The sequence below is a fragment of the Pilosibacter rotomagensis genome, from assembly GCF_045062245.2.
Lineage (GTDB): Bacteria > Bacillota > Clostridia > Lachnospirales > Lachnospiraceae > Pilosibacter.
In genome coordinates, this window is sequence record NZ_CM170323.1 from 3,217,360 (window position 1) to 3,232,719 (window position 15,360).

15 protein-coding genes and 1 other annotated feature are annotated in these 15,360 nt (G+C 49.6%); all 15 genes read right to left on the reverse strand.

The genetic code is table 11. The annotated features are described in order from the left end of the window. Window positions 1-3 precede the first annotated feature (3 nt). A complete protein-coding gene (locus tag ACI3EW_RS14425; protein ID WP_405579522.1) occupies window positions 4-1,506 on the reverse strand; it encodes a hypothetical protein in 1,503 nt (500 codons plus the stop codon). After that, on the reverse strand, window positions 1,496-3,202 hold the full coding sequence (locus tag ACI3EW_RS14430; RefSeq protein WP_215702627.1) for a hypothetical protein: 1,707 nt from the start codon (window positions 3,200-3,202) through the stop codon (window positions 1,496-1,498). The genes ACI3EW_RS14425 and ACI3EW_RS14430 overlap by 11 nt, the downstream gene beginning before the upstream one ends. A 126-nt stretch (window positions 3,203-3,328) precedes the next feature. Next, window positions 3,329-5,290, reverse strand: a complete 1,962-nt coding sequence (locus tag ACI3EW_RS14435; protein ID WP_405579519.1) for a hypothetical protein — start codon at window positions 5,288-5,290, stop codon at window positions 3,329-3,331. Between the two features lie 11 nt (window positions 5,291-5,301). Then, entirely contained in the window at window positions 5,302-7,575 is a 2,274-nt protein-coding gene (locus ACI3EW_RS14440) for a hypothetical protein (RefSeq protein WP_405579517.1), read from the reverse strand. Window positions 7,576-7,704: 129 nt separating this feature from the next. Then, window positions 7,705-8,331, reverse strand: a complete 627-nt coding sequence (locus ACI3EW_RS14445; protein ID WP_405579514.1) for a D-sedoheptulose-7-phosphate isomerase — start codon at window positions 8,329-8,331, stop codon at window positions 7,705-7,707. A gap of 355 nt (window positions 8,332-8,686) precedes the next feature. Further along, entirely contained in the window at window positions 8,687-9,061 is a 375-nt protein-coding gene (rplL, locus tag ACI3EW_RS14450; RefSeq protein WP_015553100.1) for a 50S ribosomal protein L7/L12, read from the reverse strand. A gap of 121 nt (window positions 9,062-9,182) precedes the next feature. After that, entirely contained in the window at window positions 9,183-9,695 is a 513-nt protein-coding gene (gene rplJ, locus ACI3EW_RS14455; protein WP_118531042.1) for a 50S ribosomal protein L10, read from the reverse strand. Window positions 9,696-9,749: 54 nt separating this feature from the next. Next, window positions 9,750-9,887: a sequence feature (ribosomal protein L10 leader region), on the reverse strand. A 136-nt stretch (window positions 9,888-10,023) separates the two neighbouring features. Then, a complete protein-coding gene (gene rplA, locus ACI3EW_RS14460; protein ID WP_015553098.1) occupies window positions 10,024-10,719 on the reverse strand; it encodes a 50S ribosomal protein L1 in 696 nt (231 codons plus the stop codon). 93 nt (window positions 10,720-10,812) lie between these two features. After that, window positions 10,813-11,238 (reverse strand): 50S ribosomal protein L11, encoded by a 426-nt coding sequence (gene rplK, locus ACI3EW_RS14465; protein WP_015553097.1) that lies wholly within the window; start codon window positions 11,236-11,238, stop codon window positions 10,813-10,815. Window positions 11,239-11,355: 117 nt separating this feature from the next. Next, window positions 11,356-11,871 carry a transcription termination/antitermination protein NusG gene (gene nusG, locus ACI3EW_RS14470; RefSeq protein WP_015553096.1) on the reverse strand — a complete coding sequence of 172 codons (516 nt, stop codon included), beginning with the start codon at window positions 11,869-11,871 and terminating at the stop codon, window positions 11,356-11,358. Window positions 11,872-11,886: 15 nt separating this feature from the next. Beyond that, entirely contained in the window at window positions 11,887-12,093 is a 207-nt protein-coding gene (secE, locus tag ACI3EW_RS14475; RefSeq protein ID WP_015553095.1) for a preprotein translocase subunit SecE, read from the reverse strand. 27 nt (window positions 12,094-12,120) lie between these two features. Beyond that, window positions 12,121-12,270, reverse strand: coding sequence for a 50S ribosomal protein L33 (rpmG, locus tag ACI3EW_RS14480; protein ID WP_008726232.1), 150 nt, complete (start codon window positions 12,268-12,270; stop codon window positions 12,121-12,123). 488 nt (window positions 12,271-12,758) lie between these two features. Next, window positions 12,759-13,544 (reverse strand): amino acid ABC transporter ATP-binding protein, encoded by a 786-nt coding sequence (locus ACI3EW_RS14485; protein ID WP_117469075.1) that lies wholly within the window; start codon window positions 13,542-13,544, stop codon window positions 12,759-12,761. Further along, window positions 13,528-14,238 carry an amino acid ABC transporter permease gene (locus ACI3EW_RS14490; protein ID WP_021904616.1) on the reverse strand — a complete coding sequence of 237 codons (711 nt, stop codon included), beginning with the start codon at window positions 14,236-14,238 and terminating at the stop codon, window positions 13,528-13,530. Before ACI3EW_RS14490 ends, ACI3EW_RS14485 begins: the two co-directional genes overlap by 17 nt. Before the next feature lie 112 nt (window positions 14,239-14,350). Then, window positions 14,351-15,274 carry a transporter substrate-binding domain-containing protein gene (locus tag ACI3EW_RS14495; RefSeq protein WP_405579505.1) on the reverse strand — a complete coding sequence of 308 codons (924 nt, stop codon included), beginning with the start codon at window positions 15,272-15,274 and terminating at the stop codon, window positions 14,351-14,353. Between the last annotated feature and the right edge of the window lie 86 nt (window positions 15,275-15,360).

Genomic DNA, 15,360 nt, shown 5'->3' on the forward strand with positions numbered 1-15,360 from the left:
GGTCTACCTCCATATATTCCAACCGTTTTCTTTCAGGATCGTAAGCGCTGACCGGCATCCCGGTTTGTGATATTCCAGCGCATCCTCCAGTGTGTTGTCTGACTCATTTTCAAAATTTAATAAGATCTGTTTTACTTCATCCCGGTTATGTTCTTTCCGGTATTTTCCGAAGCGGAACTCCTCAGTCGTCGTCATCACGTTTCCAATGAGGAACATGGCTGCGAGAGCGATAGATACAGTCTTTACAGGCATGGCCCGTGTGGCTTTTTTCCTGCAAAATCCGCACTTTGCCGCCAGGGCAAACGTCAGGAAGATCCCGATGATACCGATCTGGTACTGCAATGCGTATCTGGAGCTCATTCCATATTTATCGTTCGGCATAAAGATATATCTGCTCACGAGCACCATCAGATGGTTCATGCCGCCGCCCGCCAAAAGCATCAGCGGCAGGATCGTCTTTTCCTCGATCCGGTAATAAAAATTCATCCACAGTGCGAAGAAGTACGAAACCAGTACGATCACACCGACCGCACACCATACTTTCCCCGGAATTCCCGCAAAGTTCCTGTCAATCAATTCTACTCCAAAAACCATGGAAGAAAAAGACTTAAGCAGAAATTTAATAAAAAATTTCGGATCCTGTCGGAAAGCCGTAAAGAGCGGCACATTCACCGCACCCGAATACTCATACACCGCCTGGGAATTGCTCCAGAGATAGATGAGGAACGGGATGACTGCTGCCGCGATCAGGGCGATCATGCGGGCCGTTCCGATCCCGGAACGTTTCGGAGATATTACAGCGATGATTCCGTTATCTTTTTTCCGGCTTTCTTCATTTCCTGTTTCCGCTCTGTTCTTCTGATCTGACTGTTTGCCGGTCTGTCTTAAACACACGACATCCCGCACATAGATAAAAAGATATGCGAGTACGATCGTCACCGTATAGATCGCGCAGTACGGACCTGCTGCCCCGATCGTGATCACGAAAGGCAGCACAAAGAGCAATACCAGCTCCGACCGCTTTGCATTCCTGAAGCCTTTTTCATATACCCGGTCAAGCAGCGCATAATTCCAGAAGAACAATCCAAATGCCAGGAAATGCGCCCATCCGGTTCCGTTGTACAGCATCTCCCATTTATTCAGACTGAACATGACGATCATCATAGCCGCATACCAGACCGGACAGAGTTCTTTTTTCCTGCTGTACCAGCCGATCACCAGTGCGGAAAGCCCAAATCCGAGAACGCCCATCACGCGGTCCACGGTAACGCTGTAGCCGAAGATCATCACATTCAGACCGCGTTCTAAAAAGTTTACCGGAATTCTCGTGAGAAGATCCGCAACAAAGAACTTATCCGGATTCCAGACGTCCGGCAGATAGGAATTGATCAGCCGGATATAGTCGGAATACACCATGTCGATGGCGGAGCGTTTTAAATATGCCAGATAAAAGAGGATCCCAAGGATCGGAAGTCCGATGTAGATATAACTTTTCTTATTCTTCATGATCTCCTCCGCCTGCTGCGGTCTTCGCTGCCGGTCTTCTTCTCGCTCTGCGGCGTCTTGCCGCCTGTTTCGCCGTGTTCTCACTCTGTGTCTTCTGTGTTTCCGTCTGCGGTTGTTTATCTGCTTTTGATACTGCTGATCTTGTACTTTCGTTCCTGATCTGATCAGCTGCTGTACGTCCGCTCACCGGCTGGCTGAGTGTCACGATCCTCATGGATGTCGCCGGTGCGGCCTGACGGGGTCTGCGTTCTGTCCTGTTCCCTTCCTGACGAGCCGGGCGGGATTCTGCCGGTCTGACAGGCTTTGTCTGCGGTGCTGCAGTCTCACGGGACTCACGATTCATTCCAGACGTCCCGGCTGCCTCTCTTGCCGCCTGTGCCCGCTTTCTTCTCTGGCGTCTCTTTGCGGAAGAGCTTAACTTCTCCTGCTGTACATCCTCTGTTTTTTTCTCCAACGGCATCAACGGAAGCGGTTTTCCTGCAGTCTTTTCCGCTGGGATCACCGGCTGTACCGGCTGCACTGTCACGATGGATCGCGGCTTTCTCTCTTCTGACTTTCCAGCTGTCTGTACTTTGATACTCACAGCAGCCTCAGCTTTCTCATTCTGCTGACGTTTATTTGTTTCCGGTTTCACTTCTTTGCCTGGCTGAGGCTTGTTCGCTTCGGTCTTCACAATCCTGCTCTGCTGAAGTTTGTTCGCTTCGACTTGCGATTCTTTCTTCTGTGGATTTTTTACCTTCCGCTCTTCCGGAACCTTTTTCGACATCGGCTGATCTGCCGCTTTTCTATTTTCCTTCGCATCCCGGTCTGCATTTCCACCTGTTCTGATATTCTGTCCATTCTTAGCGGCGGACTGCTTTGTGTTGGACTGCTTTCCGTTTTCGCGTCTCTGAGCCTGTTCCTGACGGTTGCTTTTCGTCTGAACGTGCTCATGTTTTCCTTCGCCGCTCTTCGCCTGATCTCGTTCCGGCCTTCCCTGTCCACCGTTCTTTGACTGGCTTCGTCCAGTCTGATTCTGGCTATGTCCTTTTGACTGTCCGCGTCCCTGTGACTGATTCTGACCGCGTGCTTTCGTCTGCGCTCCGTATGTTTTTCTCACATTTGTCCCATAATGTCCTGTCTGGCTCTTTTTGATCTCCGGCCCCCGTTTTTTATGACGGTTCGCATGGCGGTCCGCAACGATCCGCAGAAGATCTTCCATGTAGTTATACTGATTCCAGGCATCTTCCTTGGAAACATAATTTTCATGTACCGCTTTGTTTCCGATCACGCGGATCTCATTTAATTCCCACTTTCCGACACGGTCCAGATACCCGTTCTCATCGAGCCACCATCCAAATTGCTGGAATGTCATGACTCTCTGGCGCTTTCTTCCGTTCATCCGGTAAGTCTCGCGCTGTCCTCTTCCATCTGAACTGCTCCGGGCATTCGCCATCGCCTGGGCGGAATTATCAAGCTCGATCCCGTTAAACTCTGCCACAAGCTTTAAGAACAATTCCAGATTCTGGCGGCCTTTTACCATTGCCGCATTATACTCCCCGCGCCGCAGCCATTGCTTTTCCTTCTTTAATTCCCGCTTTACGGGAGCAAGATGGGCGATCATGTTCCTCTTTCTCCGGAAAAATCCGATCACGAGGATCAGGACCACTGCAATGGCAAATCCCACGGTCATGGGAGCCAACTGCTGTCCATTCATTTTCTGATTCTCCTTTTTTCTCCGTAACAGCCATGCATCATCATGTCCGGCAGCCGCTGCACTTTTTTCGTGAAACCTTCAGATAAGCGGTTCCCTCGGATATCGCGCAGCTGCTGCCGCGGCTGCTTACTGGTCGACTACCTTCACGACCATTGCCAGATTTTCTTCCCCGCGGTGTTCCCGCGCACCTTTCACATAAAAGTTGCACGAAAACTCCAGCGTAAATCTCTGATACGGTGCGGCTGGGATTTCGTAGTACATCGTATTGTCCGTAAATACAAGGTCATCCATCTGCCGTCCGTTCACTTTGATCTTACAGGTCTCGCCGCCTGTAAGTTTGTCGGGGTAATAGCATTTCAAGGTCAGCTTGCTGCTCTCCCCGTTTGTCAGAACGATCTTTGCGTTCTCATCGATCCACCCGTCCGCATAGCTTCCGAACGGCGTGTCGAATCGCTGCCGCTTCACGATCTCCGTCACATCGTTGTACGCATTGTGCTCCGGGTCCTCACACAGGATCACCATATTGTCCGTGATCTCCTTGAGGTCCATATCGCTGTCGATAAACTGAAGTTTCGGAACCTTTGTTTTTCCTTTTGCGTATACTTTCAGGAATGTTTCTGCATTAAAATCACTGATCTCGAAATCTTTTCCGATGATATAGATCTCTTTGTCGAAGATATCGTCCCCGTATGTTCCGTATGTCTTTTCCGCCAGAGAATTGTACTGGCTCTGCGGTGCCCATAAATACAGGTTATCCCAGTTGTCCCGGTAATATGTCTCAACCGGGAATATCAGACAGCCGTATAAAAGTACCAGGATCCCCGCTTTTCCCATCACACGGGACAGATAAGCAAAGAACAGGAGCGCCGCTGCATAGGCCACATAGACCCAACGCATCTCGACACGGATCGTCACGCTGGAGCTGCCGATGCAGAGCGCGATAAATCCAAGAAACAGGATCGTGTTCTTTAAATGACAGACAATCTCTTCCCGATCTCTCACCATACCGAGAACGGCCGCCAGCACACCGGCTCCGAGAACGGCTTCCGCTGCCAGGATCAGGTTCCGGATCCCGTCCGGGCTGTCCACAAACGGCTCAATGCAGAGATAATCCGGTCCGGAGTTTCTTCCGAACACAAATCCCACCTGGCTGATCGCCTGGTTGATCGCATCCGTGAGCTGGAAGGTATCTGCCACATCCGTTCCGCCGGTTCCTGCCGGTGACAGCGTTCCGATCGTGCGGAGACGGATCATCTGGATCACTCCAAATACCACGATCGGGAGCAAGATGAGCAGGATCCCTGGCAGGCGGAAACTGCTTTCTGTGTCTGCTGCTTCCGCGCGGGCTGCTGCATCTTTCTTACCCTGTGCTCCGCGGCTCTGTCCTCTTCCACGGCTGCGTCCCGGCTCTGCCGCGCGCTCCGGTTCGCTTTTTTTCTCCGGTTCCGCGGCCACATTTTCCGTTCCCAGACCTTTTCCAAAGCCGAGGATCACCGTTAAGAGAAGAAGCGGCAGCAGCACCATATACCGCTCGTGAATGAAGCTGACCACAAAGTACAGAACGTTGGCTGCGAGAAACGCCCCCGCCTTTTTCTCATTCACGTACTGGTACAGAAACCACAGCATCCCGAGCGCCGCCCAGAGTGCCAGGCTTTCCATCAGACCGTAGAACTGTCCGATCTGATAATATGCCATTCTCGAAGACAGGTAGAGAATGCCGGCTGCAAAGCTTAAGATCTTTCTCCCATCACTGAATGACACTGCCATCCGATAAATGCTGTACGCGATCCCCGCGTTTAGGATGATGTTGAACGGAACCATCCATTCCACATGTCCCCCGATAAAGAAAAGTTCCAGCCAGGATGCCAGGTAAAACAGGAAGCGGAACCGGCTGCTGCCCATCGGGAATACATACTCTGTAAACGACTGGTCCCCATAACAGGACCAGAGGTACAGATCATCCATATAAAGTCCCTTTAATTCCACTCCACGATTGATCCAAAATCCAAATCCCAGAAGGAGCGCAAAGATCAGAAGCTCCGGGCTCCACCTCTTCCACGCCTCTGAGGTTTTCTCCTGTAAATTCATGTCTTATCCCCTTACTGCTGTTCTCCGGGCCAGTATTTTTCGGTAAACTCCGCCAGAAGCGCCTCGCTCTCCTCCGCGGAGAGTTCTCTCGGTTCTGGCGAGAATACTGCAAGCCCGTTTCCATTTTCATACAGGAGGTCTGAGAGATACCCCTGTTTTAAAAGCCCTGTCACATTTCGGAATCCGTCCGTTCCGGGCTTTAAGTATCCGCTTCCGAGATAGATATGATCCACTCCCGCGAATGTAAAGAACTCTGCCAGTGCCTCCGGGCTGGATGACAGATTGAAGTTTCCGCCGCTTCCCTCGATGTCCGTATAGCTCTGGGTGCTGCACGGGAAACGCAGCATCTCCGGCTGTTCCCCGAATACGACGACGCGGTTTCTCGGATTTTCCGCCAGCACGTCCCAGATCTTCTCATTTCCGTATGAGACGAGCAGTTCATGGGATTCTTCCATATGATCATAATATCCTTTATGGAAGATTTTCACCGGTGTCAGTCCCAGCGTTCCCCCCCAGTTGCTCACGGCTGTGATCGTCACATTAAAAAGAAGGAACGGGACCAGCATCCTGCAGATCGTTCCGCGGAGGAAACCGCTCTTTAATTTTCCTGCTGTGATCACCGCCAGGATCGCTGAAAGTGCATAGAGGAGCAGGAAATAGTTTCCATCCACCTGCCATAAAAGATAAAGCGCCGCGAGACTCACGATCCCATTCGTCACAAAGACCAGCGCCAGGCAGATCAGGGAGCTTTTTTCTTTCCGTCCCGATCTCTTCACATCCGCCAGCACCGGCAGACAGACCATCAGAAGAAAGATCAGGAGCAGCGGCGATCCCCAGGCGATCCGCACATGCGCCATATCTTCGCCCACCGGGGCCATGAGAACGCCGTAAATCCTCTTTAAAATGTGCTTGAGCCCCGCCAGGGAGATCAGTGTCCCGCCGTTTGACGGCAGACTCTCAAACCGGTACGGATACCGCACGGTAAAGCCGAGGGCCGCCCAGATCGAGTTGAACACGGATGTCAGCGGAAGTCCCGTGTGCAGCCATGTCCGGTACCAAATGAGAAGCCACATCGGGATCATAAAGCCAAGGGATGGAAGGAAACTTCCGTGGAACTTAAATCTCAGCTGTTTTGTGAGCAGGATGTAAAGTCCGGCGGTTCCTGCCGCCGCTGTGGAAAATACAAGCGCCGTCGGCTTTAACACGAGTGTCATCAGGTAGGCATCCACCGCCAGTACCAGATAAGCGTCCTTCTTTCTCCTGATGTAAAGCAGCAGAAACAAAAGCATGACAAGCTGCATAAATACCGTCATGGAGTCTGTCTTTGCAGTGATGGACATGTTCATGATCCCGGGTATGCAGGAGAGCAGCGTCATACAGCCCACCGCATGCTTTCTTCCGACAAAAAGTTCCACGATCTGGCCCGCGGTGATCAGGGTCCCAAGCGTCATCCAGATCTGGAAACTCAGGAAAAAGCCGTAGGACGGCAGTCCGGAGATCGGTAAAAGCAGTGTCTCCAGGCCCTTCGAGTACGTGTATACCACGTTGACCATTCCGAGATTTTCATAGATCCCGCCGCCGTTATCCAGGACATACTCACTCCGCAGGCCATAATGGAGCGAGTCGTAATCGGCGCAGATGTTCATTCTTCCGGCCTGCAGGAGGACCATCGCAAGAATGATCGCGATGCAGGCGGACATTTCCAGAGAGATCTTCGTCTCCTTCGGGATCTGTCTCCACGGCTTTCCGTCATCTCCTGCCGTCCTTAATTCCATAAACCGGAAACCGATCAGAAATCCGGCAATGATCACCGTGAGCAGGCGGAAGCTCCGGATCCCGCACCCGAAAAGTAGGGATCCTATACAGAATAAAAAGATCATACATCCGCTTCCCAGAAGGAAATCCGCAAGTCCGGTGATCACATGGTACTCTCTCCAGACATGATTTCTGTCCATCCCTCTGCGAAGGCGCGCACCGAACATCAAAAGGACCAGAACATAGGCGCCGGACAGGAACATCGCCGTGAACGCCTGATGGATCCAGAGGAATCCGGCTGTGATCAGGAGAGCTGCTCCTGCTCTGAGCCGGTTTCGATCGATTTTCCATATCGCGAACAGATATAGGAAAAACAGCACAATGATCTCTGCCAGAAGTTCGATCGTCTCCGGTCTTCTAAGCCGGATCCCATCCACTCCTGTCACATAAACCTGTCCGATCGCAACTAAGAGCGCGGGCACCGCCGCCAGCGCCAGAATAATTAACGAGGCCCATTCCCGTCTCTTCATAATTTCCCCCCGGTTGCGGTTCTTCTCCGGCATGATTCCTGCTGTCTGTCCATTCGCACATCCGGATATCGTCCGCAGGCATTCATAGGATTTTTCAACATCATGCAGACATGTATTATCATATCGGTACTATTCCGCATAAAATCTGTCTTCCAGCATCAGGCAGAGCGCATGGTAGATCGGAAGGTGGAGTTCCTGGATCTTGTAAGTCTCCTGCTCCGGTACGATGATCGCGACATCTGCGATCTTTGCAAGTTTTCCGCCGGTCTTTCCTGTGAGTCCGATCACTTTCATTCCCTTCGCCTTTGCGGTCACTGCGGCATACATCACATTTTCCGCGTTTCCGGAGGTACTGATCCCGAGGAACACATCCTCTGCTTTTCCATAGCCGTTTACCTGCTGGGCATAGGAAAGCATCCCGTCCACATCATTTGCGAATGCGGAGGAAAGCGCTGCATGGTTTGTGAGCGCGATGGCCGGAAGTCCGCCCTGGAGTTTCTTCGCGAGTTCCGCTCCCCGTTCCGGGTCTGCCTGTTTTAAAGCCTCTGCGAGTTCCGCAGATACCGGGCGGCGTTTTACGAAGCCTTTCATCAGCTCACCGACGATATGGTCAGAATCTGCGGCACTTCCGCCGTTTCCTGCGATCAGAAGTTTTCCGCCGTTCTCATAGCATGTCTCTAAGATCTTGTATGCCTCTTCGATCTGGTCCTTTACGGCATCCAGGACCGGATATCTCTTTACTAATTCCTGAATCATTCTTTCTCCTTTTCACCCGCCTGATCCTGTATAATGGGCAGGTATTGCCATTTTCATGCTATCCATTTTAACACATAAGCGCCGGTCTTTCCACCGTCAAATTGATTACAATACAGAATCTTACAGAGTTTTTACATTCTTGCGACAACCTTCATCTTCGCACGGGTGCGCAGCTTAGATACGCGGTGCCTTTTTGTTTAGCAGTAAGGTGACTTCCTGCTAAACAAAAAAATCCGCAGGAAGTCACCTTCCTGCGGATCTCTTGCTCATGCGGTTAATCCGTCCAATATCTCTGAGTCACAATGTGCAAGCACATTCTGCCTCATAGCTGCTGTCCGGAACTTTTATCGTCAAATTACTTAAGAGTAATCTTAGCGCCTTCAGCCTCAAGTTTTGTCTTGATGTCGTTAGCTTCGTCTTTGGATGCACCCTGCTTAAGAACCTTCGGAGCGCCGTCTACAACGTCCTTAGCTTCCTTGAGGCCAAGACCTGTTACTTCACGAACAACTTTGATAACTTTAACCTTGTTCGGGCCTACTTCTGTAAGCTCAACGTCGAACTCAGTCTTCTCTTCCTCTGCTGCTGCGCCAGCGCCTGCTGCTGCAACTACTACGCCTGCTGCTGCGGATACACCGAACTCTTCCTCACAAGCCTTTACTAATTCGTTTAACTCTAATACGGATAATTCCTTGATAGCTTCGATAAACTCAGCGGTTGTTAACTTTGCCATTATAATTTACCTCCATAATAATTTATATTTCACGTTTGTTTCACAACTTTTATACAGCATCTATGCTGCCTTTGACGGGATCACGCGATGCGTGTTTCCGCCTGCAGGACCGGGATGAGGATTAAGCCTCTGCCGGAGCTTCTGCGCCTTCGCCGTTCTTCTCTGCGATCTGGTTGAGAACACGAGCGAAGTTTGTGATCGGAGACTGCATGCTTCCAAGAAGTCTTCCAAGAAGAACATCTCTGGACGGGATGCTTGCGATTACACCGATACCTGCTGCATCGTAGTATGTTCCCTCTACAACGCCGCCTTTTAATTCAAGCTTGTCAGCTTTCTTTGCGAACTCAGCTAATACTCTGGCCGGAGCTGTTGCATCTTCTTTAGAAACAGCAAGTGCTGTCGGTCCTTCAAGATTCGGCTCAAGTGCTTCGAACTCAGTTCCCTTTGCAGCGAAGCGGATCATTGTGTTCTTATATACTTTATAAGAAACACCAGCTTCTCTTAACTGTTTACGAAGAGCAGTATCCTGCTCAACAGTTAATCCACGGTAGTCAACGACTACAGCAGACTTTGCTCCGTTGAGGACTTCAGCGATCTCAGCAACTACCGGCTGCTTTAATTCAACTTTTGCCATGAATGGTTTACCTCCTGTTTTATTTAGTATTGGATTCGCCGTCACAGCATTTTTTCGCTTATCAGAAAAACCTCTCTGTCCGCAGACCGAGAGGTTTACAAAATTCTGTGTGAGTTTTGTACGTCCCTCGGCAGGTGTTTTTACCTTACGCCTTACGGCACCTGCTGTCTTCGGCATTCAATACCCGAATAGTCTATCATAATATATTTGGATTGTCAATCACTTTTTTAGTTTTTTGCATTAAAATACTGCCAGACGGTCAATCCGGCTGTACGCCGCTGGGGCGCAGAACCAGATCAATGTCTGACAGTTAAAATGACACAATCGACTAGTTTGTTAACTTAGCTACGTTTAACTTAACGCCCGGGCCCATTGTGGAAGTAAGAGTAACGCTCTTTAAGTAAGCGCCCTTTACTGTGCTCGGTTTAGCTTTGTTGATTGCATCCATAAGCGTCTGGAAGTTGTCCGCTAACTGTTCTTCTGTGAAAGAAGCCTTACCTACTGGCACGTGGATGATGTTTGTCTTATCGAGTCTGTACTCAATTTTACCAGCTTTGATCTCTTTGATAGCTTTTGTAACGTCCATTGTTACGGTACCAGCCTTCGGGTTCGGCATTAAGCCCTTCGGTCCAAGTACACGACCAAGACGTCCAACAACGCCCATCATATCCGGTGTAGCAACAACTACATCGAAATCTAACCAGCCTTCGTTCTGGATCTTCGGGATTAAATCCTCTGCTCCAACGAAGTCAGCGCCTGCAGCCTGAGCCTCATCAGCCTTCGGTCCTTTAGCGAATACAAGGATACGAACAGTCTTACCTGTTCCGTGCGGCAGAACTACTGCACCACGGATCTGCTGATCAGCATGACGGCCATCACAGCCTGTTCTTAAGTGAGCCTCGATTGTTTCATCAAATTTAGCAACAGCAGACTTTTTAACTAATGCGATTGCATCTGCTGTATCATAAAGAGTAGCGCGGTCGATAGCTTTTGCCGCTTCTACGTATCTTTTTCCTCTTTTCATTATAAAAAACCTCCTGTGGTAGTGTCGGGAGTCCTCCCTCCCACGTGATTGTTGCTGTATATGGAGGTCCGTCCTCCATTCAGTTGCTTACGATCAGTCTGTTACGGTGATACCCATGGAACGAGCAGTACCAGCGATCATGCTTGTAGCAGCCTCGATGCTTGCAGCGTTTAAGTCTGGCATCTTGAGCTCAGCGATCTTCTGTACTTCTGCTCTTGTAAGAGTAGCTACCTTTGTTTTGTTCGGTGTTGCAGAACCGGATTTGATCTTTGCAGCCTTCTTTAATAATACAGCAGCCGGCGGAGTCTTTGTGATGAAGCTGAAGCTTCTGTCAGCGTAAACTGTGATAACAACCGGGATGATCATATCGCCCTGGTCAGCAGTTTTAGCGTTGAACTCCTTTGTGAACTGTACGATGTTTACACCGTGCTGTCCAAGAGCCGGTCCAACTGGCGGAGCCGGTGTTGCCTTGCCGGCAGGAATCTGTAATTTAATATAACCTGTAACTTTCTTTGCCATAATTAGGCACCTCCTAAATAATGTGGTAATGTCGGGGATTTCCCTCCCACGCGGGCACAAAGTCCGTTTTCCTAAAAAAGGTACGGACGACCGGTCCGGATCTTAGTCCGTTTACGGTCACATTTTCTTGATTTCAGAAAAGCTCAGTTCCACCGGTGTTTCACGGCCGAACATCTCGACGTTGATTGTAATGGACTGCTTGGACTCATTGACGGTTCTAATGACACCGACGGTATCCTTCCATGCGCCGGCCGTAACAACGACGGTATCTCCGACGGCGAAATCTACAACGACATCCGGTGCCTTAAAGCCAAGGCTCATCATCTCTTCTTCTGAAAGCGGCACCGGCTTGGATCCCGGTCCTACGAATCCGGTCACACCTCTGGTGTTCCGTACAACGTACCATGTGTCATCATTCATGATCATATGAATCAGCACATAGCCCGGGAACATCTTACGCTCGACCTGCTTCTGAGCACCGTTTTTAAGCTCGATGACTTCTTCCAGCGGGACGGAGACCTCTAAGATCTGATCCTGAAGACCTCTGTTTTCGATTGTTTTCTCAATGTCAACCTTTACCTTATTCTCATATCCGGAATAAGTGTGTACAACATACCATTGTGCTTCTGACATATTTTCACCTCATCCTTAACCAAGTACAATATTGAGACCAAATTTGATGATCAGGTCAAGGGCTGCGATAACAATCCCCAGAATTACTGTTGATACGACTACAACAACGGTCTCTTTTGTAAGCGTATCTTTATCCGGCCAGATGATCTTATTGAATTCAGCTTTTAAGCCTTTGATAAAGTCCGTTTTAGGGGCTTTCTCATTACTTGCCGTTTCTCCCATAAATTCACGTCCTTCTTGCAAACCGGATTACTTAGTTTCTTTGTGCATCGTATGTCTCTTGCAGAATCTGCAGTACTTCTTTGTCTCCATGCGGTCCGGATGAGTCTTCTTATCCTTCGTCATGTTGTAGTTGCGCTGCTTGCATTCTGTGCATGCCAGTGTAATCTTAGTGCGCACGACTTCCACCTCCGTTTAATTTCTTTGTAAGGCGGCCTTTTCTCTATTCATTGCTATCGTTTTTTGAGCATAAAAAAAAGACCTATATCTTCCATTCGCCCGAATATCATACCATAAGAATTTCGGCTCGTCAAGTATTTCCTTTAAGAACACGGTCTTTCCACGGATTTTTTTATAAAAAAGATATATCCTACCACACTCAGGCGTCTCCCACTGGTGCAGACAAAAATATACTCTGGCACATTCTCCCGCCAGGCGCAGCAGCCTGCGGCAATCCGCATCTTCGCGCGGTTGTGTAAAAAAGAATGTGCCTTGGCACATTCTCGCGCCTCGCGCGGTCGCTTGCGACAAGCTACATCTTCGCGCGAGTGCGCATCATTGGCACGTTAGTGCCTTTTTTGTGTAATAGGGAATTCCTCAGAATTTCCTATTACACAAAAAAAGACTTCCTGTTTCCACACATTGGAAAGCAGGAAGCCTTCTGAAATCTACAATACCTTTGATAAAAATTCCTTTGTTCTCTCATTCTTCGGATGTGCGAAGAACTCTTCCGGTGGAGCTTCTTCGAGAATTTTTCCCTGATCCATAAACAGCACGCGGTTTGCGACCTCTCTCGCAAAGCCCATCTCGTGGGTTACAACGACCATGGTCATTCCTTCGTTTGCAAGCTCCTTCATGAGATCCAGTACCTCACCTACCATCTCCGGATCGAGAGCACTCGTCGGTTCATCGAAGAGGATCACATCCGGCTTCATCGCCAGAGCACGGACGATGGCCACACGCTGCTTCTGTCCGCCGGAAAGAGTGGACGGATAAACGTCTGCTTTATCCTCAAGGCCGATGCGGCGTAACAGCTCAAGGGCTTCCTCTCTCGCCTGTGCCTTGATCTCTGCCTTCGTTTTCGGCGCATCAGGTGCCAGCGTTCCTTTTCTCTTTGCCTTCTTTAACTCTTTACAGCGCACATAGACCGGTGCCATCATGATATTCTCGATCACAGTCATATTGTTGAACAGGTTGAAGTGCTGGAATACCATACCCATATGGCGGCGGTGGATATTGATGTCCACGCGCATATCGGCGATATCTACGCCGTTAAAAATGATGCTGCCGGAGGTCGGATCTTCCATACAGTTTAAGCATCTTAAAAATGTACTTTTTCCGGAGCCGGACGGGCCAATGACTACAACGATGTCACCTTTATTGATGGTCACATTGATTCCCTTCAGGACTTCCAGATCACCAAATGTTTTTTTCAGATCAATGACGTCTATCACTCTTCTTCAGGCTCCTTTCCATCAGTTTAACAAGAATTGAGATCACCAGCACGAGAACGATGTAGATCGCCGCCATGACAAGATACGGGACCATGAACTCGTAGCTGTTGCTTCCGATATAGTTGAAGGCAACATAAAGATCCGCCGCGCCGACAAAGCTGACAACGGAGGTTTCCTTGATCAGGGCAATAAACTCATTGCCCAGAGTCGGAAGAATATTTTTTACTGCCTGCGGGATCACGATCCGGATCATCGCAGGGCCAAAGCCAAGACCGACTGCACGTCCCGCCTCAAGCTGTCCCGGATCAACGGACTGGATACCGCTTCGCATGATCTCGGAAATATACGCGCCGCTGTTCAATCCAAAGACCACCATGGCAACACGGACACCCGGCAGCTTGATCCCCATAAGGGGCAGCATAACGTAGTAGAAGATCAGAAGCTGCACGACCATCGGGGTTCCGCGGAAGAGACCTACGTAGAAGCTGCAAACCGCGTTCAACGCCCGCGGAAGTGTCTTATATTTCGGCAGGACGCGGACCGTCGCGATGATGGTACCGATCAAAACACCGATAATCATGCCGACTACCGCGATCAGAAGCGTATTCTGCAGACCCTGCACAACTTTGACGTAACCGTTTTTCTCAATAAATATCTGTACAAACTTGTTCCATTTGTTCCCGAAGTTTCCCATAATACCTCCAGATAGCAAAAACACAGCGTTTTCTGCCATGTTCCAATACAGTCAAAAAGCGGGAGCGAACCGTATCCTGCCCCCGCTTTTCTGACCGGTGTTTCCAATGGTTTTACTGCATTGCGTTGATCGCCTTTGTGATGCTTTCCGCCGGAGCCGCATCAATGATCACGTACTTCACATTGCCGTTGATCATATCCTGAACTGCAAGAGATGCACTCTTATACGGTACCCACTCGGCCGGAAGTCCTTCAAAGCCCCAGTCATCACTGCCCTCAACAAAGTACTGTGCTGTGGTTCCCTGCTGTCCGCCAATCTTGTCGCTCGCGCTTAAGCCCTTAAGAACCTCTTCTACGGAAGCTGCATCCTTACAGTCATCAAAAGCCGTATCATCTGCCAGTGTAACCAGTCTCTGGGATGCTTTATAATACGGATCGGAGAAAGTTACATATTCTTCTCTCTCCTCGTTGATCGTTAAGCCGGCCATTGCGATGTCGCATTTGTGCTGACCAACAGATAAGCATACTGCATCAAAGTCCATGTTTTCAATTACAAGCTCCTTGCCAAGCTCCTGTGCGAACAAAGCTGCGATTTCCATATCGATTCCCTTGTAGCTGTCACCGTCAACATACTCAAACGGCTCAAAGGATGCGTTTGTCGCAACCACAAGCTGATCCTTGGAAGCATCATACTCTGCAGATTCTACTGCAGCCGGCTCGCCGTCACTGAAATATTTATCACAGATCGCATCGAAGGTTCCGTCCTCCTGGATCTTTGCGATGAATGCATTTACCTGCTCAAGCAACTCCGGCTGGTCTTTATCCACGCCGAATGCATACTGCTCATCTGTAAGATCATATTCGATCACTTTAACAACTCCTGCTGCCTCATCTTTCTTTTCTGCCGCAGCCTCACCTGCTGTTGTCTCTGTCTTATTCTCTGCTGCTGCCGTTGTCTCTGTAGTCTTGCCACCGCAGCCTGTAAGAAGTGATGCTGCCATCGCAGCGGTCAAACATAATGCAATCGCCTTTTTCATAATATGTTCCTCCTCTAACCCAATACGGATTTGCAACTTTTTCGATGAGACCCACTATACCACAGGCCTATACAAAAAGCAAGCGT